Source organism: Roseovarius nitratireducens, from assembly GCF_002925845.1.
In the GTDB taxonomy this organism is placed as follows: Bacteria; Pseudomonadota; Alphaproteobacteria; order Rhodobacterales; family Rhodobacteraceae; genus Roseovarius; species Roseovarius nitratireducens.
Genome location: NZ_PDNI01000010.1, coordinates 46,802 through 73,633, shown reverse-complemented (window position 1 = coordinate 73,633; position 26,832 = coordinate 46,802). Strand labels below are relative to the sequence as shown.

Here is a 26,832-nt window from a genome sequence, read left to right as displayed (position 1 = left end):
TCGGAAAGCATGTTTGGAGATTTGCTCAGCCGGCTTCTGGCCACCGCCCCCGAGATCCTGCCCGACGAGGACGCGCGGCTTGCGCTGTCGGCGCTGATGGTGCGCCTCGCGCGCGCCGATGGCCATTACGATGCCGATGAGCGCGCGCGCATCACCGGCATCCTGTCGGGGCGCTACGGGCTCGACGAGGCCGGAGCCGAAGCGCTGCGCGGCGACGCCGAGGCGCTGGAGGCGGAGGCACCTGACACCGTCCGTTTCACCCGCGCGATCAAGGATGCCGTGCCGCACGAGGCCCGCGCCGAGGTGATAGAGGCACTGTGGCAAGTGGCGCTGGCCGACGGTGCGCGCGAGGCGCACGAGGATTCGCTTATCCGGCTGGTGACAAGCCTGCTGGGCCTGACCGACCAGGAAAGCGCCCGTGCCCGCCAGCGGATAACGCGCGGATGATCGCCAGCCTGCCGATGTATGACCGGCCCGAGACGGCGGCGGCCAATGACCGGCTGTGGCAGGCGGTGCGGGCGCGGCTGGGCGAGGGGCCGGAGGCGTTGACGCGGGATGGCGACCTCTGGGCGCAGTGGCAAAGCCCCGACCTGCTGTTGTCGCAGACCTGTGGTTTGCCTTACCGGTCAAGGCTTTACGACACGGTGAACCTTGTCGGCACGCCTGTCTGCGACCTGCCGGATTGCCCGCCGGGGCAGTACTACAGCGTCTTCGTTGCGCGTCGCGACGATCCGCGCGATGATCCGCAGGCCTATGCCCAGGCGGTGCTGGCGTATAACGAGCCGCTGTCGCAATCTGGCTGGGCCGCGCCGCAGGCCTGGGCGGCGGAGCGGGGTTTTGCCTTCACCGAAACGCTGCGCACGGGCGCGCACGCGGCCTCGGCGCAGGCGGTGGCCGACGGGCGTGCGGATATCGCCGCGCTGGACGCGCTAAGCTGGAGGTTCATGGCGCGAACCGATAGGTTCGCGGATGCGCTGCGGGTGATCGGGCGCACCGATCCCACCCCGGCGTTGCCCTGGATCACCGCCGCCACGCGCGACCCCGCCCCGATCCGCGCCGCGCTGTCGGCGGCGCTGCTCGCGATGCCGCCGGAGGATCGCGACACGCTGGGGATTTCCGGACTGGTGGAAATCGCGGCGGAGGCCTATCTCGCGCTGCCGATACCGGCACCGCCTGCCTCCGAGTTGACCTGACCAGGCGTCAATTCGGCGGGCAAGCGGCCCGTTCCGCCGCATTGCAAGTTGCATCGCGCAGAATTTTCGGCCCTATTGTCACGAAGACGTCGCAATGCCAGAGTCCGACAGGGGGACGCGCGTGACCGAAACGCCGGTGATCGAAATCCGAAACCTGCACAAGGCCTATGGCGCACTTGAGGTCATCAAGGGCGTCGATATCACCGCCCCCAGGGGCCATGTCATCTCGCTCATCGGGTCGTCGGGATCGGGCAAGTCCACCATCCTGCGCTGTGCCAACCTGCTGGAGGACAGCCAGCAGGGCGACATCCTGTTCAATGGCGAGCCGGTGAAGTGGAAGGGCGAGGGATTGGGTCGTCATCCCGCTGACGCCAAACAGGTTTTGCGCATCCGCACGAATCTCAGCATGGTGTTCCAGCAGTTCAACCTGTGGGCGCACATGACCATCCTGCAAAACGTGATGGAGGCACCGGTGACGGTGCTGGGGCGCGACCGGGCGGAGGCGGAGCACGCGGCGCGCGGCTATCTCGACAAGGTGGGTATCGGCGACAAGTGCGATGCATACCCTGCGCAGCTCTCGGGCGGGCAGCAGCAACGCGCGGCGATCGCGCGGGCGCTGTGCATGGAACCCGAGGCGTTGCTGTTTGACGAGCCCACCTCGGCGCTCGATCCCGAGCTGGAACAGGAGGTGATCCGCGTCATCAAGGACCTCGCGAACGAGGGGCGCACGATGATGCTCGTTACCCACGACATGAGCATGGCCCGCGATGTGAGCGATCACGTGGTGTTCTTGCACCAGGGTCTGATCGAGGAAGAAGGCGCGTCCGACGAATTGTTCGGCGCACCGAAATCAGAGCGGTTGCGGGGCTTTCTCAGCTCCACGATGGCCGCTTGACCGTTACCAACCAGGAGGGAGAAGACCATGAAGAAACTACTCGTTTCCACCGCCGCCGTGGCCATGATGGCCAGCATGGCGATGGCGCAGGACGTCGTGCGGCTGGGCACCGAGGGTGCCTATCCGCCGTGGAACTTCATCAATGATGCCGGCGAGGTGGACGGCTTCGAGCGCGATCTGGGCGACGAGCTGTGCAAGCGCGCCGAGCTTAACTGTGAATGGGTGACGAACGATTGGGACAGCATCATTCCCAACCTCGTTTCGGGCAATTACGACGCCATCATCGCTGGCATGTCGATCACCGACGAGCGCGACCAGGTGATTGATTTCACCCAGAATTATACGCCGCCGGACCCGTCCGCCTATCTGGCCATGTCCGACGACGTTGACCTCTCGGGCGGCGTGATCGCCGCGCAAACCGGCACGATCCAGTCGGGCTACGTGGCCGAATCGGGCGCGACCCTGCTGGAATTCGCCACACCCGAGGAAACCATCGCCGCCGTGCGTAACGGCGAGGCCGACGCGGTGCTTGCCGACAAGTCCTATCTCGCGCCGATCGCGCAAGAGGACCCGGGCCTGATGTTCGTGGGCGACGATGTGCCCCTGGGCGGCGGCGTCGGCATGGGCGTGCGCGAATCCGACGGCGAACTGCGCGAGACCTTCGACGCGGCGATCCAGTCGATGAAGGATGACGGCACGCTCAACACGATGATCGAGAAGTGGGAAGTGTCCTCCACCTTCGAGTGACCGCTTTCATCCCCGCGCGCCATGCGGCGCGCGGGCCGATCTTTCGGGGGCGGCCCTGATGTTTTCATTTTGCTCCGATCCCGCGACACTCGACGGTGCGCGGTGGCTGGCGTGCTACCTCACCACGGTAAAGCATGCCAATCTCTACGTCGCGGTGGGCACGGTGCTGCTGCTTCTGGCGATCACCGCGCCCGCGGCGCTTGCCTTCGGCTTCGGTGGGGCGATGGCGGCGCGGTCGCGCATCTGGCCGCTGTCGTGGTTCGGCAAGGGCTATATCGCCATCGTGCGGGGCGTGCCGGATATTGCCTTTTTCCTGTTCTTCGTGATCGCGCTCGACCAGATTTTCGAGGTGATCCGCCACAAGATCAAATGCCCCGACTGGCCCGACGAGATATGGCAGGGCAGCGATTTCGTGGTGTGCCAGGCGGCCAAGCTGCCGTTGGGCAATTCGCCGCAATGGGTGCATGACACCTATGGATTCTTCGTCGCTGTTCTGACCTTTGCCATCGTGTTTGGCGCGTTCGCGGCCAACGTGCTCTATGGCGCGATGCGCGCGGTGCCGCGCGCGCAGCTTGAAACCGCGGAGGCCTACGGCATGTCGCGGCGCCAGAGTTTCTGGCGCATCCTCGTGCCGCAGATGTGGGTCTATGCGCTGCCCGGCCTCAGCAACCTGTGGATGGTGCTGACCAAGGCCACGCCGTTGCTGTTCCTGCTGGGGATCGAGGATATCGTCTACTGGGCGCGCGAGATGGGCGGCACGGCGCTGCCGCGCTTTACCGAGTATCCGCACGGTGACTGGCGGATGTGGTATTTCCTCGCGCTGCTGGTGTTTTACCTGGGGCTGACCAAGGTGTCGGAGGTGGCGCTGGAGCGGGTGATGGTGCGGCTGAGCCACGGGCAGGCCACCACGGGCGGCGAAGCGCAGCGGAGGGCAGCATGAGCTGCTGGCAGACGGTTCAGGATTACGCGCTGCGCAGTCTCGGCCATGGCGAGCGGCTCTTGCCGCGCGAGGGCTATACGCTGTGTGAGCATTTCACGCTGATCGGCTCGGGGATGATCTGGAACGTGTATTTCGGGGCGCTGGCGCTTTTCGCGGGGTTCTTCCTGGCCACGGTCGTGGCACTGGGAAAGGGCGCGCGCAATCCGCTCATCAGAAAGCCGTCGGAGTGGTTCATATTCATCTTTCGCGGCTCGCCGCTCTTCATCCAGTTCTTTTTCGCCTATTTCCTGTTTCTGTCGCTGAAATCGGTCAGCCCGATCTTTGACGCCTTCACCTCGGCGTGGCTGGGGGCGCTGATCGTGCTGTTTCTGAACACTGCCGCCTATTCAGGCGAGATATTCTACGGTGCGCTGCGCTCGATCCCCAAGGGCGACGTGGAGGCGGCGGATGCCTACGGGTTCTCGGGGCTGCGGCGGTTTCGCAAGATCGTGTGGCCGACGATGCTGCGGCTGGCATGGCCGGCCTATACCAACGAGGCGATCTTTCTGTTCCATTCGACGACGCTGGTGTTCTTCTCGGGCTTTCCGGCGTGGCAACAGCGGGGCGATGCGCTCTATTACGCCAATTACTTCGCCGACAAGACCTTCAACCCTTTCGTGCCCTACCCGATCCTTGCCGGGTATTTCATCCTGTTGACGCTGGTCATCATCGGGATTTTCGGCGCGGTGAACCGGCACCTCAACCGGCACCTGCCGCAGGAGGCGCGGCGTGGGCTGCGGCTGCGGCTCAACGTCATCCGGTGACGGGGGCAGTGGCGATCCTGGTGCCGGCGGCGGGGGCGTCGCGGCGGATGCGGGGGCGCGACAAGCTGCTGGAAGAGGTGCGGGGGCGGCCGTTGCTGGCCGACCGTGTGGCGATGGCGCTGGCCCTTGATGCCGATGTGCTGGTGACGGTGCCGCCCGGGGGGGCGGCGCGCGCGCGGGCGCTGGCCCCGCTGACGGGGCCGAGGCTGTGGGTCGAGGAGGTGCCGGAGGCGGGCGAGGGGATGGCGGCGTCGCTGCGCCGGGGGGCGGAATGGGCCGAGGCGCGCGGGGCAGGGGCGCTGATGGTGCTACTGCCGGATCTGCCGGACCTGACCGGGGCCGATCTGCGCGCGGTGTGGGACGCCTTTGACGGGCAGCGCATCCTGCGCGCGACCGCCGAGGATGGAAGGCCGGGGCATCCGGTGGTGTTTCCGGCGCGGCTATTGCCCGAGATGGCGGCGCTGCGGGGGGACGAGGGTGCGCGGGCGATCCTTGTGGCGCATGATGTAGCGCGCGTCGCGCTGCCGGGGTGCCGCGCGGTGACCGATCTCGACACGCCCGAGGACTGGGCTGCGTGGCGTGCGGGCGGGGCACCAAAACCTTAAGAAAATGTAAATATAACGGATGGTTGGCGTGCGTGTGGATTTGACTCACCGCGCGTTTTCTCGTATAGGTTGTGCCATGCTGAGCGAGATGGGCAGGCGGCCCCGGGACACCCCCGGAGGCCGCCTTTTCATGTCGGCGCGGGCGGGGGGCATCGCGAGAAGGGAAACGGCATGAGGCAGCGACACGCATGGTTCTGATCACCCCGGAGGAGGGGCCTTCGGGCCTGACCAGTGCGATCAATTCGCTTGAAGAGCAGCTTGCGGACATGCGCGGGGAGCTCGAGACGCTTTATCGGCGGATACGGGCCGGGGAACTCGACGAATTGAAAAACGCGACGCGGGCCACGACGGAAATCCGTCAGTGGCTCAAGATCGCCATTGAAATGGAGGCACAGCTTGAAAAACGCAGACAACACGAGCGTGGCATCGTCCACGGCTACGCCATCGACTTCGACGCCGCCCGGGTTGAGATCCGGTGCCGCATGGATCGTCTCGCAAGGGCACGATGCGCGGCACGAGTTCCTCGATGCCCTGAGCGAGGGTGAGTTGCTGGCGCTGCCCTATATCTTTGAGTTCTGGGCGATGGAACATCAGTTGCCGCCCGAGGGGGATTGGCGCACATGGGTGATCCTGGGCGGGCGCGGCGCGGGCAAGACGCGCGCCGGGGCCGAATGGGTGCGCGCTCAAGTAGAGGGTGCGCTGCCGCTCGGTGAAGGGGCGTGCAAGCGGCTGGCACTGATCGGCGAGACGGTGGAGCAGGTGCGCGAGGTGATGATCTTTGGCGAGAGCGGGATCATGGCGTGCAGCCCGCCCGACCGGCGGCCCGAATGGCAGGCCACGCGCAAGCGGTTGGTCTGGCCCAACGGGGCGGTGGCGCAAGTGTTCTCGGCGCACGAGCCCGAGGGGCTGCGCGGGCCGCAATTCGATGGCGCGTGGGTGGACGAGCTGGCCAAGTGGAAGAAGGCGCGCGAGACGTGGGACATGCTGCAATTCGGGCTGCGGCTGGGTGAGGCACCGCAGGTTTGCGTGACCACGACGCCGCGCAACGTCGGCGTGGTCAAGGACATCCTCGCGAGCGACAGCACCGTGGTGACGAGCGCGCCCACAGAGGCCAATGCCGCCAATCTGGCGCAGGGTTTCCTGGAGGAGGTGCGCGCGCGCTACGCCGGTACGCGGTTGGGGCGGCAGGAGCTGGAGGGGGTGCTGGTGGACGCCACCGAGGACGCGCTCTGGACGCCGGCGATGCTGGAGGCAGGGCGGGTGGAGGTCGTGCCCGACCTCGACCGGATCGTGGTGGCGATCGACCCGCCGGTGACGGGCCATGCCGGCTCGGACGCATGCGGTATCGTTGTGGTGGGTGTGGTTACGCAAGGCCCGGTGCAGGACTGGCGGGCCTGGGTGCTGGCCGACGCAAGCGTGAACGCGGCGAGCCCGGCGGCCTGGGCGCGGGCCGCGATCCGCGCCATGGAACGCTGGGGGGCGGACCGGCTGGTGGCCGAGGTCAACCAGGGCGGCGACCTGGTGGAGCAGGTGATCCGACAGGTCGATCCGCTGGTACCGTTCCGCAAGGTCCACGCCAGCCGCGGCAAGGCGGCGCGCGCCGAGCCGGTGGCGGCGCTATACGAGCAGGGGCGGGTGCATCACGTGCGGGGGCTGGCGGCGCTGGAGGACCAGATGTGCGCGATGACCAATCGTGGCTACGAGGGGCGCGGCAGCCCGGACCGGGTGGATGCGCTCGTCTGGGCGCTGACCGATCTGATCGTGGAGCCGGGGGCAAAGTGGCGCCGCCCGAGCGTGCGCGCGGTGTGAGCGGCGGGCCGGGGGCATGACAGATGCGGCCCAAGGGTGATCGGGGTGGTCCCGATGCTGCGGCAGGCCGATGGGGTGGGCGTGGAGATTGGCCTGAAGCGGGCGTTCAGCACAACGCTTGAGGAGCCGCGCAGCGCCCGACCGCCGGGTGGGCGCAACCCCGGTTACGCTCTGCGATTTATGGTGCAAGATACCTCTTATATTTCCGCTGCTTGCGCCGTTATAGAAGCGCCCGCCCGAGGGGGCGGTCGGGCGCTGCGCGGCGGCGCGTAAACGCGCCTTGATTCCGCGCGGGGGCAGGAGGCGAACGTCTGCTCAAGGCCGTTCCCGTTACCGCAACCCGCCGGGCAGCGCTTGCCCGCCCGGCGGCGTGCAACGGGCTTCTTTCCGGGTTGATGCGATGGTTTTCGAGGGGGCGCACGCATCGCTTAACTTTCCTTAAACCTTTGACCGTCTGATGCCCCTCGAGCGCCGAGGTGAAGGAGCGAGCGATGATACTGGATTTCTTCCGGCAAGGAGGGGCAGAGGTGGCAGAGAGTCCGGAGCAGAAGGCGAGCGCTGCGGGCCGCGTCATCGCCTGGGGCGGGTCGGGGCGCGTGGCGTGGAGCCCGCGGGACACCGTGAGCCTCACGCGGAGCGGTTTTGCGGGCAACCCGGTGGGCTTTCGCGCCGTCAAGATGATCGCCGAGGCGGCGGCGGCGCTGCCGCTGGTGTTGCAGGATGCCGAGCAGCGGTTTGCCGTGCATCCGGTGCTCAACCTCGTGGCCGCGCCCAATCCGGCGCAGGGCCGGGCAGAGCTGTTCGAGGCGCTTTACGGCCAGCTTCTGCTGAGCGGCAATGCGTATCTTGAGGCGGTGGGCGCGGGCGCGGGCCTGCCGCTCGAGTTGCACGTGTTGCGGTCGGACCGGATGAGCGTGGTGCCGGGTGCCGATGGTTGGCCGGTGGCCTATGAATACAGCGTTTCGGGGCGCAAGCACCGGTTTCACATCGGCGAGGGTGCGCCCTGCATCTGCCATATCAAGAGCTTTCACCCGCAGGATGACCATTACGGGCTGAGCCCGATGCAGGCCGCCGCGCAGGCGGTGGATGTGCACAACGCGGCAAGCCGGTGGTCCAAGGCGCTGCTCGATAATGCGGCGCGGCCCTCGGGCGCGATTGTCTACAAGGGAGCCGAGGGGCAGGGCGCGCTGAGCACGGATCAGTATGACCGGCTGGTCGCTGAGATGGAGGCGCATCATCAGGGTGCGCGCAACGCGGGCCGTCCGATGCTGCTGGAAGGTGGGCTCGACTGGAAGCCGATGGGGTTTTCGCCCTCGGACATGGAATTCCAGCAGACCAAGGAGGCGGCGGCGCGCGAGATCGCGCTCGCCTTTGGCGTGCCGCCGATGCTGCTCGGCATTCCCGGTGACGCGACCTATGCCAATTACCAGGAGGCCAATCGCGCCTTTTACCGGCTGACGGTGCTGCCACTGGTGGCGCGCGTGAGCGCCAAGGTGGCAACGTGGCTCGACGCTTTCACGGGCGAGGCGCTGGAGATTCAACCCGATCTTGACCGGGTGCCGGCGCTTGCGGCCGAGCGCGATGCGCAATGGGCCCGCGTGGCGGGCGCGGATTTCCTGACGGCGGCGGAGAAGCGGGCGCTTCTGGGTCTGCCCGCGCTGCCGGGCGGGGCGGCGGATGACTGAGGGCGCGCCGCCGCCGCGCTACGGCTTCGAGGCGTTCGACTGTGCGCCCGCGCTTCGGCTGGAGGCGCATGAGCGGGTCTCTGACTTGCAGCAGCGGGCGATGCGCGAGCGGCTGGAGCGGTTGGAGGCGACGGTCGAGCGGCTGGAGCGCCGCCTGTGGCTGGCGGTCTATGGCGTGGTGGCGGCGGTGCTGGTGCAGGCGTTTCAGCCGATCCTGGCGGCGTTGCCGGGTTGAGGCGAAAGGAAGAGGTGGATGGAGATGGAGACGGATTTGGAACGCAAATTCATGCAAGGCGGGGCCGAGGGGCTATCCGTGACCGAAGCGGGCGGGATCGAGGGCTATGCGAGCCTGTTCGATGCGCCCGATCAGGGCGGGGATATCGTCGCGCGCGGGGCCTATGCCGCGAGCCTCAAGCGGATGGGCGCAGACGGGCGCCGCGTGCGGATGCTGTGGCAGCACGATCCGCGTGAGCCCATCGGCATCTGGGACGAGGTGCGCGAGGACGGGCGCGGCCTGTGGGTCAAGGGCCGGCTACTTGACGGTGTCGCGCGCGCCCGCGAGGCGGCGGCGCTGATCGCCGCGGGGGCGCTCGACGGGCTGAGCATCGGCTATCGCACCGTGCGCGCGGGCCGGAACGAGAAGGGCCAGAGGCTCTTGCAGGAACTGGAGCTTTGGGAGGTGTCGCTGGTGACATTCCCGATGCTGCCCAGTGCGCGGGTGGCGGCCAAGGGCGAGAGCCCCGGGGACGAAACCTTGCGCGAGATGGCGGCCGTGCTGAGGGCGGCGCGCCGGGAGATGGCGCGCGACTGAGCCGCCGACCCGCAACCGAGAGGAGTTGACGATGACGACCGAGACGAAGGCTCGGACCGGGGAAGACGTGTCTCCGGCAGCCGAGATGGGGGAGGCCCTGTGCGGGTTCCTCGACGAGTTCAAGGGCTTTCGGGCCGAGATCACCACGCGGTTTCAACAGCAGGAAGACAAGATGACCATGATTGAACGCAAGAGCCTGACGCAGGCGCGCCCGCAACTGGCAGGCCAAACCGACATGCATGCACCGCATCGCAAGGCGTTCGACGCCTATCTGCGCTCGGGTGACGATGACGGGCTGCGCGGCCTCGACCTTGAGGGTAAGGCGCTCAACACCTCGGTGACGGCGGAGGGCGGCTATCTGGTCGATCCGCAGACCTCCGAGACGATCCGCTCGGTGCTCAACTCCACCGCGTCGATCCGGGCGATCGCCAATGTGGTCGCGGTCGAGGCGACGTCGTTTGACGTGCTGGTGGACCATACCGAGCTGGGCCACGGCTGGGCCAGCGAGACCGGTAGCGTGGCCGAGACCGACACGCCGCAGATCGACCGCATCGCGATCCCGCTGCACGAGTTGAGCGCGCTGCCGAAGGCAAGCCAGCGACTGCTCGATGACAGCGCCTTCGACGTGGAGGGGTGGCTGGCCGCGCGCATCGCCGACCGGTTCTCGCGCGCCGAGGCCGCGGCCTTCGTGTCGGGCGACGGGGTGGACAAGCCGCGCGGGTTCCTCAGCCGTCCGGCGGTGGACAACGACGTCTGGACCTGGGGCAACCTGGGCTATGTGCCCACGGGCATCGATGCTGATCTGGGCGGCCCCGATCCGATTGTCGACCTAGTTTATGCGTTGGGTGCCGAATACCGCGCCAACGCCACGTTCGTGATGAATTCGCGCACTGCCGGTGTCGTGCGCAAGCTCAAGGATGTGGATGGCCGGTTCCTGTGGTCCGACGGGCTGGCCGCCGGAGAGCCTGCGCGGCTGATGGGCTACCCGGTGCTGATCGCCGAGGACATGCCCGAGATCGCGAGCGGGGCGGATGCCATCGCCTTTGGCGATTTTCGCGCGGGCTACACGGTGGCCGAGCGGCCGGATCTGCGCATCCTGCGCGATCCGTTCAGCGCCAAGCCGCATGTCCTGTTTTACGCGACCAAGCGCGTGGGCGGCGATGTGAGCGATTTCAAGGCGATCAAGCTGTTGCGGTTCGCCGTCGCCTGAGGCGGGCGGTGAAGGCGGGCGGGGGCCGATGGCTCCCGTCCGGGGCGCGTGCCGCGCGACGCGGCGTTGTTCAGCTTCCCCTCCGTCCGTGCAACGCCGGGCGGCACGCGCCGCAAGAGCCGGAGGGGTCCGGGATGATGGAGATGGTCCATGTTGCTGATGGAAGAGACCGCGGTGCCCGATGCCGCATTGCCGCTGGCGGAGTTCAAGGCGCATCTGCGGCTGGGCACCGGATTCGCGGATGACGATATTCAGGATCCCGTGCTGGAGGGATTTCTGCGCGCGGCGCTGGCCGCGATCGAGGGTCGCACCGGCAAGGCCCTGATCGAGAGGGATTTTTCCTGGGTTTTGCATGATTGGCAGGATCCGGCCGGGCAGCCGCTGCCGGTGGCGCCGGTGAGCGCGGTCCTTAGCCTCACGCTGCGCGATCGCGTTGACGAGGAAGAGGTAATTGCCCCCGCGCTCTATCGGTTGGAGCGCGACGCGCACCGCCCGGTTCTGCGGCCCGTGGGGCATGGATTGCCAATTGTGCCGACGGGCGGCGTGGCCGAGATCGTGTTTCGCGCGGGCCATGGTGCGGGCTGGGGTGAGCTGCCTGCGGATCTTGGGCAGGCGGTGCTGCTGCTTGCGGCGCATTACTACGAGCACCGGTCCGAGACCGCGCTGCGCGAGGGCTGCATGCCCTTTGGCGTGGCGAGCCTGATCGAGCGCTACCGCACGGTGCGCCTGCTGGGCGGGGGGGCACGGTGATGGCGCGGCCCATGCTCGACCGCCCGCTGGTGCTGGAGGCGCCTGATCGCGTGCCTGACGGCGCGGGTGGGTTCACGCAGGTCTGGGCGGTGCGCGGCACGCTCTGGGCGGCGCTCGACGTGCGCACGGGGCGCGAGGTGGCGGGCGAGGGGCTGCGGCTGGGGCGCGCGGGTTATCGCATCACCGTGCGCGCGGCCCCGCAGGGCGCCCCCTCTCGACCAATCCCCGGGCAGCGGCTGCGCGACGGCGCGCGGCTCTTTCACATCCTTTCCGTGACGGAGAGCGACGCGGGGCGCGGGTATCTGATGCTCTGGGCCGAAGAGGAGGTGGTGGCATGAGCTATGGCATGGCCGCAGCACTTCAGGCGGCGATCTGGCAGCGGCTCTCGGCCGACCCGGCGCTGGTGTCGCTGGTGGGCGGCGCGATCTACGACGCGGCCCCTCAGGGCACGGTGCCCGATCTCTACGTGATCCTTGGCCCCGAGGATGTGCGCGAGCGCGGTGATGGCACGGCGGCAGGGGCCGAACACCGCGTCACCGTCACGGTGGTGAGCGCGGCGGCGGGATTTCTCATCGCCAAGCAGACGGCGGGTGCGGTGAGCGATGTCCTGGTCGGCGCGGCGCTGACGCTCGATCGCGGGTGGCTGGTGTCACTCAATTTTCTGCGCGCCCGAGCGCGGCGCAGCCGCGACGGGCAGTTGCGCCGGATCGACCTGACCTTTCGGGCGCGCGTGGATGACGGCGCCTGATCCAAGACAGAACGGAGACGAGACATGGCAGTTCAGAACGGCAAGGACCTTCTTATCAAGGTCGATCTCAATGGCGGCGGCAATTTCCAGACGGTGGCGGGGCTGCGCGCAACGCGGGTGAGCTTCAACGCCGAGAGCGTGGATGTCACCAGCCTCGATTCGGCGGGCGGCTGGCGTGAGTTGCTGGCCGGTGCGGGCGTCAAATCCGCCAGTATCAGTGGATCGGGCGTCTTTCGCGACGCGGCGAGCGATGCGCGGATGCGGCAAATATTCTTCGACGGAGAAACGCCGAATTTCCAGGTGGTTATCCCCGATTTCGGCACCATCGAGGGGCCATTCCAGGTGACCGGAATCGAGTATGGCGGCACCCATGATGGCGAGGCGACCTACGAGATGTCGCTGGCCTCGGCGGGGCGGCTCGATTTCGTGGCGCTGTGAGTTCGGCGATGGTCAATCCCTACGCGGGCGAGGTGGCGCTGGTGCTGGGCGGCGAGAGCTGCGTGATGCGGCTCACGCTCGGGGCGCTGGCGGAAATGGAAGCGGCGCTTGGGGCGGATTCGCTCGTCGCGTTGGTGACGCGGTTCGAGGAAGGGCGGTTTTCTTCGCGTGACGTGCTGGCGGTGATCGTGGCGGGCCTGCGCGGCGGCGGCTGGGAGGGGCAGCCCTCGGACCTGCTGACCGTTGAGATCGAGGGTGGGCCGGTGGCCGCGGCGCGGGCGGCGGCGCAGCTCTTGGCGCGAGCCTTTGCCATGCCGGGAGAGGCGGGGTGAGCGAGACGCGTTTCGACTGGCCCGCGCTTTTACGCGCGGGCGTGCAGGGGCTGGGCCTGCGCCCGGGTGAGTTCTGGGCGCTGACGCCAGCGGAATTGCGTCTGATGCTGGGCGAACGGCAGGGCGCGCGCCCGATGGCGCGCGACGGGCTGGAGGCGCTGTTGGTGGCCTTTCCCGATCACGAAGAGGAGTGACGAGCGATGGATGAACTGGACCGCGCCGAGGATATGGAGGCGCAGATCACGGCACTGGACGACGCGATGGGGCAGGCGGGCGCGATGGCCGCTGCATTTGCCGGGGAGCTTGCACAGGTGCGCGGTGGGTTTGCCGCCGCGGGACAGGACGTGCAGAGCCTCGAACGGGGGCTGAGCCGCGGGTTGCGCGGGGCGCTGAGGGGCGCGGTGGTGCAGGGCGACAGCCTGTCCGAGAGCCTGCGGCGGCTGGCCACGACGATGGTCAACACTGCATTCAGCGACGCGGTGCGGCCCGTGACCGACCAGGTCGGTGGGTTGCTCGCGCAGGGTGTCGGCGCGCTGGTGGGCGGAATCCTGCCCTTTGCCAAGGGGGGCAGCTTCGCGCAGGGACGGGTGATGCCTTTTGCCAGCGGCGGTGTGGTGAGCGGACCGGTGAGCTTTGCCATGCGTGGCGGGCGAACCGGGTTGATGGGCGAGGCCGGACCCGAGGCGATCCTGCCGCTCAGCCGCGGCACCGACGGGCGGCTCGGTGTGCGCGCGCAGGGCGGCGGCACCGTGAACGTCGTGATGAACGTGAGCACCCCGGATATCGAGGGGTTCCGCCGCAGCCAGGGACAGATCGCCGCGCAGATCGGTCGTGTGATCGGTCGCGGCGCGCGCAATCGCTGAGAGGGAGGCAGGCATGGGATTTCACGAAATACGGTTTCCGGCCAATCTGAGCTTTGGCTCGATAGGTGGGCCGGAGCGGCTCACCGAGATTGTCACGCTGGCAAGCGGGCACGAGGAGCGTAACACGCCATGGGCGCAGGCGCGCAGGCGGTATGACGCGGGCGTGTCGCTGCGCAGCCTCGAGGATGTCGAGGCACTCATCGCGTTCTTCGAGGCGCGGCAGGGGCAGCTCTACGGCTTTCGCTGGAAGGACTGGAGCGATTACAAATCGTCGCGCGCGGGCGCGGCGCCCGTCTTTGACGATCAGCGGATCGGGGTGGGCGACGACGCCACCACGGCGTTCCAGCTTTACAAGACCTATCGCTCGGGCGCGCAGGAGGCGGTGCGCCCCGTGGTCAAGCCGGTGGCGGGCAGCGTGCGCATGGGCCTTGGCGGCGTGGAGATGCGCGAGGGGGTGCATTACGAGGTGGACGATTCCACCGGTATCGTCACCTTTGCCGAACCGCCCAACCGGGACGTGGCGGTGACCGCCGGGTATGAATTCGACGTGCCGGTGCGGTTCGATACCGACCGCATCCAGGTCAGCCTCGCGTCGTTCCAGGCGGGCGAGGTGCCCAGCGTGCCGGTGGTGGAGATCCGGGTATGACCGGGGCAGAGGCGCTGGCCGCGCATCTCGGGTCGGGGGTGAGCACCACTTGCCGGGCCTGGGCGCTGACGCGGCGTGACGGGGTGGTGATGGGGTTCACCGATCACGACCGTGCGCTGCATTTCGAGGGGATCGCGTTTCGCCCCGAGACGGGCCTGAGCGCGCGCGCCGTGGCGGCGAGCACCGGGCTTTCCGTCAACAATACGGAGGCGTTGGGTGCGCTGTCGGATTCTGCCATCAGCGAGGCGGATATAGAGGCGGGGCGCTATGACGGCGCAGGCGTGCGGGCGTGGATCGTCAACTGGCAGGACGTGACGCAGCGGGTGGCGATTTTTGCCGGGACCATCGGCGACATCCGCCGCGCCGGCGGCGCGCTCGAGGCGGAACTGCGCGGGCTGACCGATGCGCTCAACGTGCCGCTGGGCCGGGTATTTCAGAAATCGTGCAGCGCCGTGCTGGGGGATCGCGATTGCACCTTTGATCTCGATACGCCGGGGTATGTATCCGAGCGCGCGGCCGAGGAGGTCGCGGATAATCGCGTGTTCCGCTTTGCCGATATGGCCGGGTTTGCCGAGGATTGGTTCCGGCATGGCGTGCTGAAGGTGCAAAGCGGCGCTGCGCGGGGCCTGCAGGGGATGATCAAGCGGGACCGTATGGACGGTGTCGCGCGGGTCATCGAGCTGTGGCATCCCTTGGGGGCAACGGTCGCGCCGAGCGACGCGCTGCGGATCGAGGCGGGCTGTGACAAGCGCCGCGAGACGTGCCAGTTCAAATTCGACAACATACTGAATTTTCAGGGCTTTCCAGATATTCCGGGGGATGACTGGGTGATCACCGATCCCACCAAGTCGCCGCGCCTTGACGGTGGGAGCCGCCGTCGATGAGCGCCCGGCAGGACGCGATCGTGGGCGCCGCGCGCGGCTGGATCGGCACGCCCTACCGGCATCAGGCGGCGTGCCGGGGCGCGGGATGTGACTGCCTCGGACTGGTGCGCGGAGTCTGGCGCGAGGTGATGGGCGAAGAGCCCGAGCGCCCGCCTGCCTATTCGATGGACTGGTCCGAGCCTGCACGGGAGGAGGCGCTGTGGCACGCGGCGCTGCGTCACCTGCAGGCGCGTCCCGTGACCGGGGAGCAACCGGGCGACGTGATCCTGTTCCGGATGCGCGACGGCGCGGTGGCCAAGCATCTGGGTATCTGTACGCGTGCCGGGCGGGACGCGCGATTTGTCCATGCTTATTCGGGGCATGGCGTGGTGGAAAGCGTGCTGAGCCTGCCGTGGCGGCGGCGGGTCGTGGCGCGTTTCGCCTTTCCTGAGGAGGGATAAGCATGGCAACGATTCTTCTGTCCGCCGCCGGGGCGGCCATCGGTGGCGCGGTCGGCGGCTCCGTCCTCGGCATCTCGTCGGTGGCGCTGGGGCGCTTCGCGGGCGCGGTGATCGGGCGGTCGATCGACCAGCGGCTGCTGGGGCAGGGCTCGGAGGTGATCGAGACCGGACGCGTCAACCGGTTGCGGCTGACCGGGTCGGGCGAGGGCGACGCCATCGCGCAGGTCTATGGCCGGATGCGCGTGGGCGGGCAGGTGATCTGGGCCACCGAGTTCCGCGAAACGGTGACTGTCACGCCGGGGCAAAGCGGAGGCGGCAAGGGCAGTCCACGTCCCGCCACCCCCACTGTGCGGGAGTTTCGCTATTCGGTGAGCCTGGCCATCGCGCTTTGCGAGGGCGAGATCACGAATGTCGCGCGTATCTGGGCCGATGGCACCGAGATCGCGCCCGACAGCCTGAATATGCGGGTGTATCCGGGTAGTCGCGATCAGCTTCCCGATCCGTTGATCGAGGCCGTTGAGGGGGCAGGCAGCGTGCCCGCCTATCGTGGCACTGCCTACGTGGTGATCGAGGAGCTTGACCTCACACCGTTCGGTACCCGTGTGCCGCAATTCAGCTTCGAGGTTTGCCGGCCTGCGCAGATTGAAAACCCCGGTGCCGATCTCGATCCGGTCCATAGCCTGAGCGGGGTGGCCATGTTGCCGGGCACCGGCGAATACGCCCTCGCCACGACCCCGGTGACGCTTGATTTCGGGTTCGGCTCCAAGCAGGTGGCCAATATCAGCACGCCCGGCGCGCGCACCGATTTCACCGTGTCGCTTGAGGCGCTGACCGCCGAATTGCCCCGCGTGCAGGCGACCTCGCTGATCGTGAGCTGGTTCGGCGACGATCTGCGCTGCGGCTCTTGCCAAATCCGTCCGCTGGTGGAGACACGCGATTTCGATGCCGCCAACATGCCGTGGACGGTATCGAGCCTGACGCGCGACGCGGCGGACGAGGTTCCCAAGGACGCCGGAGGCCGCGTTGTCTATGGAGGCACGCCCTCGGACCAGGCGGTGATCGAGGCGATCCTCGCGCTGCGGCAGGCGGGGCAGGAGGTGCTTTACTATCCGTTCATCCTGATGACGCAGATGCCGGGCAACACCCTGCCTGACCCGTGGAGCGATGCGGAGACGCAGCCGTTATTGCCGTGGCGGGGGCGGATCACCACCTCGAAGGCACCGGGGCAGCCGAACAGCCCGGACGGGACGGCGATGGCGGCGGAAGAGGTGGCGGCGTTTTTCGGCACGGCGACGGCCGCGGATTTCTCGGTCACGTCGATTGAGGCGGTGCCGGTAGAGGCGCCGGGCACGGGCGCGCTCGACCTGCTGAGTTTCGGCGGAGAGGTCAAGGCGAGCCCGATCGCCTATCACGGCCCCGACGAATGGTCCTTTCGCCGCTTCATCCTGCACCAGGCGGCGCTCTGCGCGGCGGCGGGGGGTGTGGAGAGCTTCTGCATCGGGTCGGAGATGCGCGGCCTGACGCAGATCAGGGGCGCGGGAAACAGCTTTCCGGCTGTGGCGCAACTGGTTGATCTGGCGGCGGAGGTGCGCGCACTGCTGGGGCCGGAGGTGAAGATCAGCTATGCCGCCGACTGGTCCGAATATTTCGGGTATCAGCCGGGGAACGGCGACCGGTTCTTTCATCTCGATCCGCTCTGGGCCGATGACAATATCGACTTCATCGGGATCGACAATTACATGCCGCTGTCGGACTGGCGGGAGGGGTATGAGCACCTTGACGCCGAGGCGTGGCCGTCGATCTACGACCTTGGCTACCTGCAATCCAATATCGAGGGCGGCGAGGGGTATGACTGGTTTTATCCGTCGCCCGAGGCACGCGCGGCACAAAGGCGGGTGCCGATCACCGACGATGCCCATGACGAGCCTTGGATCTGGCGGTTCAAGGACCTGCGCAACTGGTGGGCCAACCGGCATTTCGACCGTGTGGATGGCATGCGCGCCCCCGAGCCGAGCGCCTGGGTGCCGGAGTCGAAGCCGATCCGCTTTACCGAGTATGGCTGCGCGGCGGTGGACAAGGGCACAAACCAGCCCAACAAGTTTCTCGATCCGAAATCTTCGGAATCGCGCTTGCCCCGCCATTCGACGGGGCAGCGGGATGAGTTGATACAGATGCAGTATCTGCGCGCGATGGCGGGCTATTGGCGCGATCCGGCGCATAACCCGGTCTCGCAGGAATACGGGGGGCCGATGCTCGACATGGATCGGGCCTATGTCTGGGCTTGGGACGCCCGGCCATATCCGTGGTTTCCGGCCAATGGTACGCTGTGGTCCGATGGCGACAATTACGCCCGTGGGCACTGGATCACGGGCCGGGTAAGCGGGCGCCGGTTGGCCGAGGTGATCGACGAGATCACGGGCCGCGCGGGGCTTGCGCCGCCCGACAGCGCACCGGCCACCGGCTTCGTGCGGGGCTATACCGTGGACGAGGTGGGCCCGGCGCGTGCATCGCTTCAGCCGCTCTTGCTGGCCTATGGCGCGGACGCGGTGGAGCGTGATGGCAGTCTGGGTTTTCGTGTGCGCAACGGGCGGGCGGATTTTGCCGCCGTCCATGACCGGCTGGTGCGCGACCCCGAGCTTGGCGGCGTGATCGAGGAAACGCGCGGTAGTGACCTGGAACTGGCGGGCCGCGTGCGGCTTCGTTTCGTCGAGGCAGACGGCGATTATGAAGCGGTGGCCGAGGAGGCGATCCTGCCAGACGAGGCAACGCACGCGGTCGCGATGTCGGAGTTGTCGCTGTCGCTGACCCGCGCCGAGGGGCGTCAGGTGGTGGAGCGGTGGCTGTCGGAGGCGCGGCTGTCGGTCGACACGCTGCGCCTGTCGTTGCCGCCCTCGGAAATCGCGGTCGGGGCGGGGGACGTGATCGCGCTGCCCGACGCGGAGGGCGGTGGGCGGTTTCGCATCGACCGGGCCGAGCAGATGGGCGGGATGCAGCGCATCGAGGCCACGCGCACCGATCCCGAGAGCTTTCGGCCCATCCTATTGAGCGAGATATCCGCGCGGATCACGCCGTTCGTGGCGCCTGCGCCGGTGACGCCGCTGTTCCTCGATCTGCCGCTCATGACTGGCGAGGAGGTGCCGCACGCGCCGCACCTCGCGGTGATCGCCGATCCGTGGCCGGGGACGGTGGCGCTCTATTCCTCGGACGAGGATGCCAATTACACGCTCGACACGCTCGTCGCCGCGCAGGCGACGGTGGGGGTGACCGAGGCAACGCTTCTCCCCGCCGCGCCGGGGCGGATCGACCGGGGCGCGGGTCTCTTCGTTCGGATGCGCCACGGCGCGTTGGAAAGCGTGAGCAACCTGGCGTTCCTGAACGGCGGCAATCTGTGTGCCATCGGTGACGGCACGCCCGACGGTTGGGAGCTTTTCCAGTTTCGCGATGCCGAGCTGGTGGCCCCGGAGACCTATATCCTGCGCCACCGGTTGCGCGGGCAGCTGGGAACCGAGGGGGCGGGGACGTGGCCGGTAGGATCCATCGTGGTGCGGATGGATGGTATTCCGCGCCAGATCGGGCTCAAGGAGGCGCAGCGCGGACAGGCGCGGCATTACCGGATCGGGCCGGGGGGGCGTCCGGTGGACGATCCCAGTTTCGGCCACGCGGTGCTGGCCTTTGACGGGCTGGGTTTGCGCCCTTTCGCGCCCGTGCACTTGCGTGTGGCCGAGGCGGCGGGCGACCTGCGCGTCACATGGGTGCGGCGAACGCGGATCGGCGGCGACAGGTGGGAGACGCCCGAGGTGCCGCTGGGCGAGGAGAGCGAGAATTACGTGGTGCGCGTGCGACGCGGGGCGCAGGTGTTGCGCGAGGTGACAGTGTCCGAGCCGGAATGGACCTATCCCGCCGACGCACGCGTCGAGGACGGGCCGCAGGCTGGAAAGCGGATCGAGGTGGCGCAGGTCTCGGCAAGTTTCGGGCCGGGGCGGTTCGCGGTGCGCGCGTTGTGAGCGGCCCCGGGGGCCTCAGCGCCCCCGGATGCGCGGGTCGAGCGCATCGCGCAGCCCGTCGCCCATGTAGTTGATCGCCAGCACCGTGAGCGAGATCGCGAGGCCGGGCCAGAACACCCGCTCGGGATAGTCCTGCAGGTATTGCGTCGCGTCGTTCAACAGCCGTCCCCATGTCGGGAAGTCGGGCGGAAACCCGAGGCCGAGGAACGACAGCGCGCTCTCGGTGATGATCGCGTTGGCGATGCCCAGCGTCGCCGAGACCATGATCGGCGACATCACGTTGGGCAGGATGTGCCGGGTAATCAGGTTGAAATTCGTGGTTCCGATGGAGCGCGCGGCGAGGATGAACTCGCGCTCTTTCAATGCCAGCACGTCGCCGCGCACGATCCGCGCCGTGGGCATCCAGCTTGTCACGCCGATGGCCACCACGATCAGGATAAAGATGCCCTGCTCGGGGCCGAACGTACTGTTGAGCGCCTCGCGAAACAGCAGCACCATCACCAGCAGCAGCGGCAAGAGGGGCAGCGACAGGAACAGGTCGGTGAAGCGCATCAGCGGCCCGTCGAGACGGCGGAAAAACCCCGCCAGAACCCCGATCAGCGAGCCCAGAACCAGCGCCAGAAGCATTGCCGTCAACCCCACCGAGATCGACGTCTGCCCGCCTGCCATCATCCGCGCCAGCGTGTCGCGGCCAAGCTGGTCGGTGCCGAACGGATGCGCGAGGCTGGGCCCCTGGTTGCGCGCGCGGATGTCGATGAAGGTGGCATCGTAGGGCCAGAGATATGGCCCGATGAATACCGCCAGGATGATGAACAACAGCACGATGCCACCCGCGAGCGCGCCGCGATGGGTCTTGAACTGGTCCCAGACATCGCGCCAATGGCTGCGCGGCGGCGCGGTGGGGCCCTCGTCGGCCAGCGCCGCGATCGGCTTGGGGTCGGGGGTATCAGTCATAGCGGATCCTTGGGTCGAGCACGCCATAGAGCACGTCTGCGACGATGTTGAACATGACGATCAGCACCGCGATCATGAAGGTCACGGTCTGCACCATCGGCAGGTCATTGGCCTGGATGGCGGTGATGAGAAGCTGGCCGAGCCCGTTCACCTTGAAAATCTGCTCGGTGATGATGGCGCCGCCGAAGATGTAGGGAACCCCGAGCGCGATCACCGTGACGACCGGGATCATCGAGTTGCGCAGCACGTGGACCATCACCACGGTCCATTCCGACAGCCCCTTGGCGCGGGCGGTGCGCACGTAATCCTGGTTGAGATTGTCGAGCATCGAGGCGCGCATGAAGCGGCTGATCTGCGCTGTGGTCTGGAGCGCCAGAACCATCACCGGCATGACCATCTGCATCAGTTGCAGCTTGAACGTCTCCCAGTCGATCACCACCAGCGTGGTGTCATAGATCGAGGGCAGCCAGCCAAGCTCGACCGAGAATATCACGATCACCAGCACGCCCGAGAAAAACGGCGGCACCGAATAGCCCACCATGGTGACGAAGGTGCCTGCCTGGTCGAAAAGCGAGTACTGCCGGTAGGCCGAATAGATGCCGATGGGCAGGGCAATCAGGATGCCGACCACGTAGGACATCGCCACCACCCACAGCGTCTGCGGCATGCGCTGCACGATCACGTCCATCACCGGCGAGCGGAACTGCCAGCTCAGCACGCGTTGCTGGCCCTCGGCCAATGTGGTCCCCAAGAGGTGATCGGTGAAGACCAGCGGCTCGACCACGAAGAACTGCCACATCCACTTGCCAAAGCGGATATGAGTCGGCTCGCCGAGGCCCAAGGCTTCACGCATCCGTTCCTTGACCTCGGGCGGCACGGTGAGCGGCACCTGCGCCATCGGGTCGCCGGGGGCAAGCTCCAGCAGCAGGAAGATCACGAGGCTGATGAACAGCAGCGTCGGGATCGAGAGTACGAGCCGTCGGATCGTATAGGTCAGCATGCGCGGCGCCTCAACGGGGTATCTTGGGACAAGAGGGGCCGGGCAAATGCCCGGCCCCTATCCGGCGCGAACCGGATCACTCCTTGATGCGGTACCAGTCAGCCGCGTTCCACAGCTCGGTATCCCAGGTGTTCATCACCACACCGCCGAGCGTGTTGGATTTGGCCGAAACGCGGCCACGATGGACCAGCGGGATGATCACATTGCTGTCCTTGGTGACCATGTTGTTGAGCTTGATGGCGATCTCCCCTCGCTTCGACAGTTCTGCGGTGCCGCCCAGCTCCTTGATCAGCGCATCATATTCCGGGTCGCAATACCGGTTGATGTTCTCGCCCTGCCATTGCGTCGCGGGGCGCGGAATTTTCTCGCAGGTGCGCGACGCCAGATAGCTCTGCGGGTCGGTGCCGTCGAAGTTGTTGGCATACATCTCGACATCGGCGTAGAACTTGACGAAGGTGTCGGGGCTGCCCGGATCACCGCCGAAAAACACGCTCGCATTGATATTGCGCAGCTCGGTCTCGACGCCGATCTCTCCCCACCACTGCTTGATGAGCGCCTGGAAATCCTGGCGCACGGCGTTGGTCGAAGTCTGGTAGAGGACGGACAGCTTCATGCCATCCTTCTCGCGCACACCGTCGCCGTCACTGTCGGTCCAGCCCGCTTCTTCCAGAAGCGCCTTGGCCCCCTCGATGTCCTGCTCGAGGCAATGGGTGTTATTTGCGGCGTAGATCTCGGGGGCGGGCACCCAGTCACAGGTCGGCTTGCCTGCCTTGCCGTATCCGACCTCGGTGAGCAACACGCGGTCGATGGCCATGGACAGCGCCTTGCGCACTGCCGGGTCGGTCAGGAACGGGTGCGGATGCTTTGTGGTGGCGCGTTCGCCATCGGGCAGGTCGGTCGAGGGATCGGTGAGGTTCATTTCGAGCCTCTCGACCAGAGTGCCGAAGGCTGCGATCGCCTCGCCCTGGCCTGCCTCTTCCATGTTGGCGATCACGTCGGGGGCAAGCTGCAGGTTCCAGGCGTAGTCGAATTCGCCGGTCTCCAGCACTGCACGGCCCGCCGAGGTGGCATCGCCGCCGCCCTTGAAGGTCATGGTGGCAAAGGCGGGCTTGTCGGGATCGCGATAGTTCTCGTTGGCCGACAGAGAGATCACGTCATTGGGGCGGAACTCATCGACCACGAAGGGCCCGGTGCCGACGGGGTGGAAATTTTCATCGGCGCATTCCGAGGCACGCGCGCCGGTGCACTCGGCATATTGTGCGGCCTGGATGATTGGCGATGTCCCGCCGGTGAAAGGACCATACGGGTTGGGCTGCGGTCCGTCGAAATGCACGGTCACGGTCAGGTCATCGACCACCTCGACCTCGGACACGCCTTCGAACTTGGCGAGCTGCGCGCAGCCGCCCTCGGGGTTCATGCAGTACTCGGCAGTGAATTTCACGTCCTTCGCGGTGAAGGGCGTGCCGTCCGACCATTTCATTCCCGGCTTGATCTTCCAGGTGATCGACTTGAGGTCCTCGGCCACGCCGCCGTTCCCGACGGTGGGAATACCGTCGGACAGGTAGGGTACCAACTCGCCCTTTTCGTTATAGCGTGCGAGCGGCTCGATCACGAGGCTCGCGGCCTCGCGCTCCTTGGTGCCGCCGGTCAGATAGGGGTTCATGATCGACGGCGCCTGCCAGTAGATCAGGTTCACGTGGCCGTCCGAGCCGCGTTCGGCCATCGCCATCGAGGCGAGACCGACGAGTGCGGTCGCGCCCAAGAGAATCGGTTTGAGGGTCATAACGGTGCGTTTCCTCCGCTGTTGCGATGGCTCTGCGGCCATCTGTGGTTCCGTTTTGTCGGGGTAGCCGGGAGAGCGTTGCCCGCCCCGGCCCCAACCGGTGCGGCCATCACAGACTGGATTGCGTCAAAAAGCAAGAGCGCGCGCGCCAATGGAACGCACGTGCGGTTCGCTTTCGTTCGGCGTTTGACAGTCTGCCGCGCTTGTGCGTAGCGTTTGGGCTTGGGTGACAGGCAAAGCGAGGCGCGTCATGCTCGACAAACCGCTGGCGAGGATCGAGAATCTCCGCGTCGAATTCGAGACCCGCGATGGTCGCGTCGTGGGCGTCGAGGACGTGTCCTTTTCCGTCGATCCGGGCGAGACGGTCTGCATCGTGGGCGAATCGGGATCGGGCAAGTCGGTCTCGTCGCTGTCGCTGATGCGACTCATCGAATATGATGGCGGCACCATCGCGGGTGGCCGGATGCTGTTCGACCGCAAGGAAGGTGGCGAGATCGACCTCGCGAAAACCGACCAGGGCCTGATGCGCACCATCCGCGGCAACGAGATCGGCATGATCTTTCAGGAGCCGATGACCGCGCTCAACCCGGTCTTTACCGTGGGCCGGCAGCTATCCGAGGGGCTGCGCGTGCATCGCGGCATGGACAAGGCGCAGGCGCGTGCCCGCGCGCTGGAATTGCTGCGCGAAGTTCGCATCCCCGAGCCGGAACGGCGGCTCAACCAGTATCCGCACGAGCTGTCGGGGGGCATGCGCCAGCGGGTTGTGATTGCCATGGCGCTGGCCTGCAAGCCGCGGCTCTTGATCGCGGACGAGCCCACCACCGCGCTCGATGTCACCATCCAGGCCGAAATCCTGGCCCTCATGGACCGCTTGAAGCGCGAGACGGGCACCGCCGTCATCTTCATCACCCACGACATGTCCGTGGTCGCACAGATGGCCGATCGCGTGGTCGTGATGTTCCGCGGCAACAAGGTCGAGGAGGGCCCGGTCGAGGAGATTTTCGAGGCACCCCAGCACGAGTACACCCGCGCGCTGCTGGCCGCTGTCCCGAAGCTCGGCGAGATGCGCGGCAAGGCCTGGCCCGAGCCGATGAAGCTTTTGGGCACCGAGGGGCAGGAGATCAAGCCGATCAAGGGCAGCGACGAGACGCTGCTCACGGTCAAGGGGCTGACCACGCGCTTTCCCGTCACTGGCGGCTTCTTTCGCCGCACGGTGGCCAATGTCCACGCGGTCGAGGACCTGTCGTTCACGCTCAAGAAGGGGCGCACGCTCAGCCTCGTGGGCGAGTCGGGCTGCGGAAAGTCCACCGCCGGGCGCTCGATCCTGCGGCTGGTCGAGCCGATGGCGGGCGAGGTGGTTTTGGATGGCACCGACATCATGTCGCTCCATTCCCGCGACCTGCGCCGCGCGCGGGTCGACATGCAGATGATTTTCCAGGACCCGTTCGCCAGCCTCAACCCGCAGATGAAGCTCGCCGCGCAAGTGGCTGAGCCGATGAAGAATTATGGCCTCGTCAGCCAGTCGGAGATGGAGGATCGGGTGGCGATGCTGTTCGACCGGGTGGAACTGCCGCGCTCGTTCCTGCGCCGCTTCCCCCACGAGCTTTCGGGCGGACAGCGGCAGCGCGTGGCCATCGCCCGGGCGCTGGCGCTCAATCCCAAGCTGATAGTTTCCGACGAGGCGGTGAGTGCGCTCGACGTGAGCGTGCAGGCGCAGGTGATCAACCTGATGATGGAATTGCAGGCCGATCTCGGCCTCGGTTACCTGTTCATCAGCCACGACATGGCGGTGGTCGAGCGCGTCAGCCACGATGTGGGCGTGATGTACCTGGGCCGCATCGTCGAGCTGGGGCCCCGCGCGGCGGTGTTCGAGAACCCGCAGCACCCTTATACGCAGGCGCTGATGAAGGCCGTGCCGATCGCCGACCCGCGCAAGCGCAAGTCGGAAAAAGACCTCAATTTCAAGCCGATCCCGTCGCCGATCCACCCCGTCGGATACGAGCCCGGGCCATCGGTCTACAAAGAGGTCGATCCGGGTCATTTCGTGCTGACCTCCGACAGCGGGTACTGAGCATGGAACACCTTTCGCCCGAGGCGATCATGGCCCGGCTGGTGGGTTTTCCCACGGTCAGCCGCGACAGCAACCTCGAACTCGTGGACTGGGTCGAGGACTACCTCGCCGGGCATGGCATCACGGCGCATCGCCACCCCGACGAGACCGGGCAGAAGGCCGCGCTCTTTGCCCATGCCGGGCCGCCGGTCGAAGGCGGCGTGGTGCTGTCGGGGCACACCGACGTGGTGCCGGTGGACGGGCAGGCGTGGAGCACCGACCCCTTCACCGTGACCGAGCGCGAGGGCAAGTATTTCGGGCGCGGCTGCGCCGACATGAAGGGGTTTGACGCGCTCGCCATCTGGGCGCTGGTCGAGGCGCACCGTCGCGGCGTCAACCGCCCGTTGCAACTGGCACTCAGCTATGACGAGGAGGTGGGCTGCATCGGCGCGCCACCGATGATCGCGGCGATGCAGGGCGTGGTGCCGCGCGCCGATCTGGCCATCATCGGCGAGCCCACCACGATGCAGGCGGTGACTGGCCACAAGGGGGGCCTGGGCTATGACGTGCACGTGCAGGGCTACGAGGTGCATTCCTCGCTTATGCACAGGGGCGTCAACGCGATCATGGCCGCCGCCCCGCTGATCGACTGGGCCAACCGCATGAATGCCGAGAATCGCGCCAAGGAGCCTTCGGACCTCGCCGCCATGTTCGAGCCCCCCTGGACAACACTGCACGTGGGGCAGATCGAGGGTGGCACCGCACATAACATCACCGCCAAGGACTGTCGTTTCGGCATGGATTTCCGCGTGGTACCGGGCGAGGACCCCGAGGAATGGGGCGCGCGGTTCATTGAGGAGGTGCGCGCCGCCGAGGCGGCGATGCAGGCGGTTCGCCCCGAGACCCGGATCGACGCGCGGCGAAAATTCACCGTACCGGGGCTGCGCCCCGAGGAGGGCGGTGTCGCCGAGGCGCTGATCCGGCAGGTCACCGGCGACAATGCCTCACACGTGGTCAGCTATGGCACCGAGGCGGGACAGTTCCAGGCGGCAGGCTATTCGGCGGCGATCTGCGGGCCGGGTGACATCGCGCAGGCGCACCAGCCGGACGAGTTCATCACGCGCGCGCAGTTCGAGGCCGGACATGGCTTCATGCGCAGCCTCGTGGACCGGCTCGCGTCGAGGTGAGGTCGCGGCCCCTTGCCGCCGCCCGCGCTTTGGTCCAACCTCCGCGCATTCCCGA

General features: G+C 67.1%; 29 protein-coding genes. 26 read left to right on the top strand and 3 right to left on the bottom strand.

The genetic code is table 11. From position 1 onward, the window contains the following. Nucleotides 1-9 precede the first annotated feature (9 nt). From CRJ03_RS00885 to CRJ03_RS00770, 24 genes are all read left to right on the top strand, one after another. Nucleotides 10-447 (top strand): tellurite resistance TerB family protein, encoded by a 438-nt coding sequence (locus tag CRJ03_RS00885; RefSeq protein ID WP_104017034.1) that lies wholly within the window; start codon nt 10-12, stop codon nt 445-447. After that, nucleotides 444-1,193 carry a phosphate/phosphite/phosphonate ABC transporter substrate-binding protein gene (locus CRJ03_RS00880; protein ID WP_104017033.1) on the top strand — a complete coding sequence of 250 codons (750 nt, stop codon included), beginning with the start codon at nt 444-446 and terminating at the stop codon, nt 1,191-1,193. Before CRJ03_RS00885 ends, CRJ03_RS00880 begins: the two co-directional genes overlap by 4 nt. Nucleotides 1,194-1,287: 94 nt before the next feature. After that, nucleotides 1,288-2,088, top strand: coding sequence for an ABC transporter ATP-binding protein (locus tag CRJ03_RS00875; RefSeq protein ID WP_104017032.1), 801 nt, complete (start codon nt 1,288-1,290; stop codon nt 2,086-2,088). Between the two features lie 27 nt (nt 2,089-2,115). Next, complete coding sequence (locus CRJ03_RS00870) at nt 2,116-2,835, top strand: transporter substrate-binding domain-containing protein (RefSeq protein ID WP_104017031.1); 720 nt, start codon at nt 2,116-2,118, stop codon at nt 2,833-2,835. 58 nt (nt 2,836-2,893) lie between these two features. Further along, nucleotides 2,894-3,775: an ABC transporter permease gene (locus CRJ03_RS00865; protein WP_104017030.1), complete on the top strand. Its 882-nt coding sequence runs from the start codon at nt 2,894-2,896 to the stop codon at nt 3,773-3,775. After that, nucleotides 3,772-4,578, top strand: a complete 807-nt coding sequence (locus CRJ03_RS00860; RefSeq protein WP_104017029.1) for an ABC transporter permease — start codon at nt 3,772-3,774, stop codon at nt 4,576-4,578. The genes CRJ03_RS00865 and CRJ03_RS00860 overlap by 4 nt, the downstream gene beginning before the upstream one ends. Next, complete coding sequence (locus CRJ03_RS00855) at nt 4,575-5,183, top strand: nucleotidyltransferase family protein (RefSeq protein ID WP_439126611.1); 609 nt, start codon at nt 4,575-4,577, stop codon at nt 5,181-5,183. Before CRJ03_RS00860 ends, CRJ03_RS00855 begins: the two co-directional genes overlap by 4 nt. Nucleotides 5,184-5,371: 188 nt before the next feature. Then, nucleotides 5,372-5,728, top strand: a complete 357-nt coding sequence (locus tag CRJ03_RS00850; RefSeq protein ID WP_104017028.1) for a hypothetical protein — start codon at nt 5,372-5,374, stop codon at nt 5,726-5,728. Then, nucleotides 5,649-6,992, top strand: coding sequence for a DNA-packaging protein (locus CRJ03_RS00845; protein ID WP_104017027.1), 1,344 nt, complete (start codon nt 5,649-5,651; stop codon nt 6,990-6,992). The genes CRJ03_RS00850 and CRJ03_RS00845 overlap by 80 nt, the downstream gene beginning before the upstream one ends. 491 nt (nt 6,993-7,483) lie before the next feature. Next, entirely contained in the window at nt 7,484-8,677 is a 1,194-nt protein-coding gene (locus CRJ03_RS00840; RefSeq protein WP_104017026.1) for a phage portal protein, read from the top strand. Continuing rightward, nucleotides 8,670-8,912: a GTA head formation protein, RCAP_rcc01685 family gene (locus CRJ03_RS00835; protein ID WP_104017025.1), complete on the top strand. Its 243-nt coding sequence runs from the start codon at nt 8,670-8,672 to the stop codon at nt 8,910-8,912. The genes CRJ03_RS00840 and CRJ03_RS00835 overlap by 8 nt, the downstream gene beginning before the upstream one ends. A gap of 18 nt (nt 8,913-8,930) precedes the next feature. Next, nucleotides 8,931-9,488: an HK97 family phage prohead protease gene (locus tag CRJ03_RS00830; RefSeq protein WP_104017024.1), complete on the top strand. Its 558-nt coding sequence runs from the start codon at nt 8,931-8,933 to the stop codon at nt 9,486-9,488. 31 nt (nt 9,489-9,519) lie between these two features. Next, nucleotides 9,520-10,698 (top strand): phage major capsid protein, encoded by a 1,179-nt coding sequence (locus CRJ03_RS00825; RefSeq protein ID WP_104017023.1) that lies wholly within the window; start codon nt 9,520-9,522, stop codon nt 10,696-10,698. Nucleotides 10,699-10,848: 150 nt separating this feature from the next. Continuing rightward, the gene (locus CRJ03_RS00820) at nt 10,849-11,448 is read left to right on the top strand and encodes a head-tail connector protein (protein WP_104017022.1); all 600 of its coding nucleotides are present in this window, start codon (nt 10,849-10,851) and stop codon (nt 11,446-11,448) included. Beyond that, nucleotides 11,448-11,786 (top strand): head-tail adaptor protein, encoded by a 339-nt coding sequence (locus tag CRJ03_RS00815; protein ID WP_104017021.1) that lies wholly within the window; start codon nt 11,448-11,450, stop codon nt 11,784-11,786. The genes CRJ03_RS00820 and CRJ03_RS00815 overlap by 1 nt, the downstream gene beginning before the upstream one ends. Further along, nucleotides 11,783-12,196 (top strand): DUF3168 domain-containing protein, encoded by a 414-nt coding sequence (locus CRJ03_RS00810; RefSeq protein ID WP_104017020.1) that lies wholly within the window; start codon nt 11,783-11,785, stop codon nt 12,194-12,196. Before CRJ03_RS00815 ends, CRJ03_RS00810 begins: the two co-directional genes overlap by 4 nt. A 24-nt stretch (nt 12,197-12,220) precedes the next feature. Beyond that, complete coding sequence (locus tag CRJ03_RS00805) at nt 12,221-12,634, top strand: phage major tail protein, TP901-1 family (RefSeq protein ID WP_104017019.1); 414 nt, start codon at nt 12,221-12,223, stop codon at nt 12,632-12,634. Nucleotides 12,635-12,642: 8 nt separating this feature from the next. After that, nucleotides 12,643-12,966, top strand: coding sequence for a gene transfer agent family protein (locus CRJ03_RS00800; protein ID WP_104017018.1), 324 nt, complete (start codon nt 12,643-12,645; stop codon nt 12,964-12,966). Then, complete coding sequence (locus CRJ03_RS00795; RefSeq protein WP_104017017.1) at nt 12,963-13,160, top strand: rcc01693 family protein; 198 nt, start codon at nt 12,963-12,965, stop codon at nt 13,158-13,160. The genes CRJ03_RS00800 and CRJ03_RS00795 overlap by 4 nt, the downstream gene beginning before the upstream one ends. 6 nt (nt 13,161-13,166) lie before the next feature. Continuing rightward, a complete protein-coding gene (locus CRJ03_RS00790) occupies nt 13,167-13,829 on the top strand; it encodes an RcGTA-type gene transfer agent tail tape measure protein (RefSeq protein ID WP_104017016.1) in 663 nt (220 codons plus the stop codon). Nucleotides 13,830-13,842: 13 nt separating this feature from the next. Then, nucleotides 13,843-14,475 carry a DUF2460 domain-containing protein gene (locus CRJ03_RS00785; protein ID WP_104017015.1) on the top strand — a complete coding sequence of 211 codons (633 nt, stop codon included), beginning with the start codon at nt 13,843-13,845 and terminating at the stop codon, nt 14,473-14,475. Continuing rightward, nucleotides 14,472-15,359: a phage/gene transfer agent baseplate hub protein gene (locus tag CRJ03_RS00780; RefSeq protein WP_104017014.1), complete on the top strand. Its 888-nt coding sequence runs from the start codon at nt 14,472-14,474 to the stop codon at nt 15,357-15,359. Before CRJ03_RS00785 ends, CRJ03_RS00780 begins: the two co-directional genes overlap by 4 nt. Next, nucleotides 15,356-15,799, top strand: a complete 444-nt coding sequence (locus CRJ03_RS00775; RefSeq protein ID WP_104017013.1) for an NlpC/P60 family protein — start codon at nt 15,356-15,358, stop codon at nt 15,797-15,799. The genes CRJ03_RS00780 and CRJ03_RS00775 overlap by 4 nt, the downstream gene beginning before the upstream one ends. A 2-nt stretch (nt 15,800-15,801) precedes the next feature. Further along, entirely contained in the window at nt 15,802-19,803 is a 4,002-nt protein-coding gene (locus CRJ03_RS00770; RefSeq protein WP_104017012.1) for a baseplate multidomain protein megatron, read from the top strand. Between the two features lie 15 nt (nt 19,804-19,818). Here the strand turns inward: CRJ03_RS00770 and CRJ03_RS00765 are convergent, their stop codons facing one another. From CRJ03_RS00765 to CRJ03_RS00755, 3 genes are all read right to left on the bottom strand, one after another. Next, nucleotides 19,819-20,757: an ABC transporter permease gene (locus tag CRJ03_RS00765; RefSeq protein WP_104017011.1), complete on the bottom strand. Its 939-nt coding sequence runs from the start codon at nt 20,755-20,757 to the stop codon at nt 19,819-19,821. Then, on the bottom strand, nt 20,750-21,757 hold the full coding sequence (locus CRJ03_RS00760) for an ABC transporter permease (RefSeq protein ID WP_104017010.1): 1,008 nt from the start codon (nt 21,755-21,757) through the stop codon (nt 20,750-20,752). The genes CRJ03_RS00765 and CRJ03_RS00760 overlap by 8 nt, the downstream gene beginning before the upstream one ends. A gap of 76 nt (nt 21,758-21,833) precedes the next feature. Next, nucleotides 21,834-23,540, bottom strand: coding sequence for a peptide ABC transporter substrate-binding protein (locus CRJ03_RS00755; RefSeq protein ID WP_104017009.1), 1,707 nt, complete (start codon nt 23,538-23,540; stop codon nt 21,834-21,836). 250 nt (nt 23,541-23,790) lie between these two features. Here CRJ03_RS00755 and CRJ03_RS00750 point away from each other — a divergent pair, with 250 nt between their 5' ends. Then, nucleotides 23,791-25,611: an ABC transporter ATP-binding protein gene (locus CRJ03_RS00750; protein ID WP_104017008.1), complete on the top strand. Its 1,821-nt coding sequence runs from the start codon at nt 23,791-23,793 to the stop codon at nt 25,609-25,611. Between the two features lie 2 nt (nt 25,612-25,613). Further along, on the top strand, nt 25,614-26,777 hold the full coding sequence (gene argE / locus CRJ03_RS00745; RefSeq protein WP_104017007.1) for an acetylornithine deacetylase: 1,164 nt from the start codon (nt 25,614-25,616) through the stop codon (nt 26,775-26,777). Nucleotides 26,778-26,832 lie beyond the last annotated feature (55 nt).

Coding starts and splice junctions, on each gene's coding strand:
- CRJ03_RS00885 (WP_104017034.1), top strand. CDS start 10: ATGTTTGGAGATTTGCTCAGCCGGCTTCTGGCCACCGCCCCCGAGATC.
- CRJ03_RS00880 (WP_104017033.1), top strand. CDS start 444: ATGATCGCCAGCCTGCCGATGTATGACCGGCCCGAGACGGCGGCGGCC.
- CRJ03_RS00875 (WP_104017032.1), top strand. CDS start 1,288: ATGCCAGAGTCCGACAGGGGGACGCGCGTGACCGAAACGCCGGTGATC.
- CRJ03_RS00870 (WP_104017031.1), top strand. CDS start 2,116: ATGAAGAAACTACTCGTTTCCACCGCCGCCGTGGCCATGATGGCCAGC.
- CRJ03_RS00865 (WP_104017030.1), top strand. CDS start 2,894: ATGTTTTCATTTTGCTCCGATCCCGCGACACTCGACGGTGCGCGGTGG.
- CRJ03_RS00860 (WP_104017029.1), top strand. CDS start 3,772: ATGAGCTGCTGGCAGACGGTTCAGGATTACGCGCTGCGCAGTCTCGGC.
- CRJ03_RS00850 (WP_104017028.1), top strand. CDS start 5,372: ATGGTTCTGATCACCCCGGAGGAGGGGCCTTCGGGCCTGACCAGTGCG.
- CRJ03_RS00840 (WP_104017026.1), top strand. CDS start 7,484: ATGATACTGGATTTCTTCCGGCAAGGAGGGGCAGAGGTGGCAGAGAGT.
- CRJ03_RS00835 (WP_104017025.1), top strand. CDS start 8,670: ATGACTGAGGGCGCGCCGCCGCCGCGCTACGGCTTCGAGGCGTTCGAC.
- CRJ03_RS00830 (WP_104017024.1), top strand. CDS start 8,931: ATGGAGATGGAGACGGATTTGGAACGCAAATTCATGCAAGGCGGGGCC.
- CRJ03_RS00825 (WP_104017023.1), top strand. CDS start 9,520: ATGACGACCGAGACGAAGGCTCGGACCGGGGAAGACGTGTCTCCGGCA.
- CRJ03_RS00820 (WP_104017022.1), top strand. CDS start 10,849: ATGTTGCTGATGGAAGAGACCGCGGTGCCCGATGCCGCATTGCCGCTG.
- CRJ03_RS00815 (WP_104017021.1), top strand. CDS start 11,448: ATGGCGCGGCCCATGCTCGACCGCCCGCTGGTGCTGGAGGCGCCTGAT.
- CRJ03_RS00810 (WP_104017020.1), top strand. CDS start 11,783: ATGAGCTATGGCATGGCCGCAGCACTTCAGGCGGCGATCTGGCAGCGG.
- CRJ03_RS00805 (WP_104017019.1), top strand. CDS start 12,221: ATGGCAGTTCAGAACGGCAAGGACCTTCTTATCAAGGTCGATCTCAAT.
- CRJ03_RS00800 (WP_104017018.1), top strand. CDS start 12,643: ATGGTCAATCCCTACGCGGGCGAGGTGGCGCTGGTGCTGGGCGGCGAG.
- CRJ03_RS00790 (WP_104017016.1), top strand. CDS start 13,167: ATGGATGAACTGGACCGCGCCGAGGATATGGAGGCGCAGATCACGGCA.
- CRJ03_RS00785 (WP_104017015.1), top strand. CDS start 13,843: ATGGGATTTCACGAAATACGGTTTCCGGCCAATCTGAGCTTTGGCTCG.
- CRJ03_RS00780 (WP_104017014.1), top strand. CDS start 14,472: ATGACCGGGGCAGAGGCGCTGGCCGCGCATCTCGGGTCGGGGGTGAGC.
- CRJ03_RS00775 (WP_104017013.1), top strand. CDS start 15,356: ATGAGCGCCCGGCAGGACGCGATCGTGGGCGCCGCGCGCGGCTGGATC.
- CRJ03_RS00770 (WP_104017012.1), top strand. CDS start 15,802: ATGGCAACGATTCTTCTGTCCGCCGCCGGGGCGGCCATCGGTGGCGCG.
- CRJ03_RS00765 (WP_104017011.1), bottom strand. CDS start 20,757: ATGACTGATACCCCCGACCCCAAGCCGATCGCGGCGCTGGCCGACGAG.
- CRJ03_RS00760 (WP_104017010.1), bottom strand. CDS start 21,757: ATGCTGACCTATACGATCCGACGGCTCGTACTCTCGATCCCGACGCTG.
- CRJ03_RS00755 (WP_104017009.1), bottom strand. CDS start 23,540: ATGACCCTCAAACCGATTCTCTTGGGCGCGACCGCACTCGTCGGTCTC.
- CRJ03_RS00750 (WP_104017008.1), top strand. CDS start 23,791: ATGCTCGACAAACCGCTGGCGAGGATCGAGAATCTCCGCGTCGAATTC.
- argE (WP_104017007.1), top strand. CDS start 25,614: ATGGAACACCTTTCGCCCGAGGCGATCATGGCCCGGCTGGTGGGTTTT.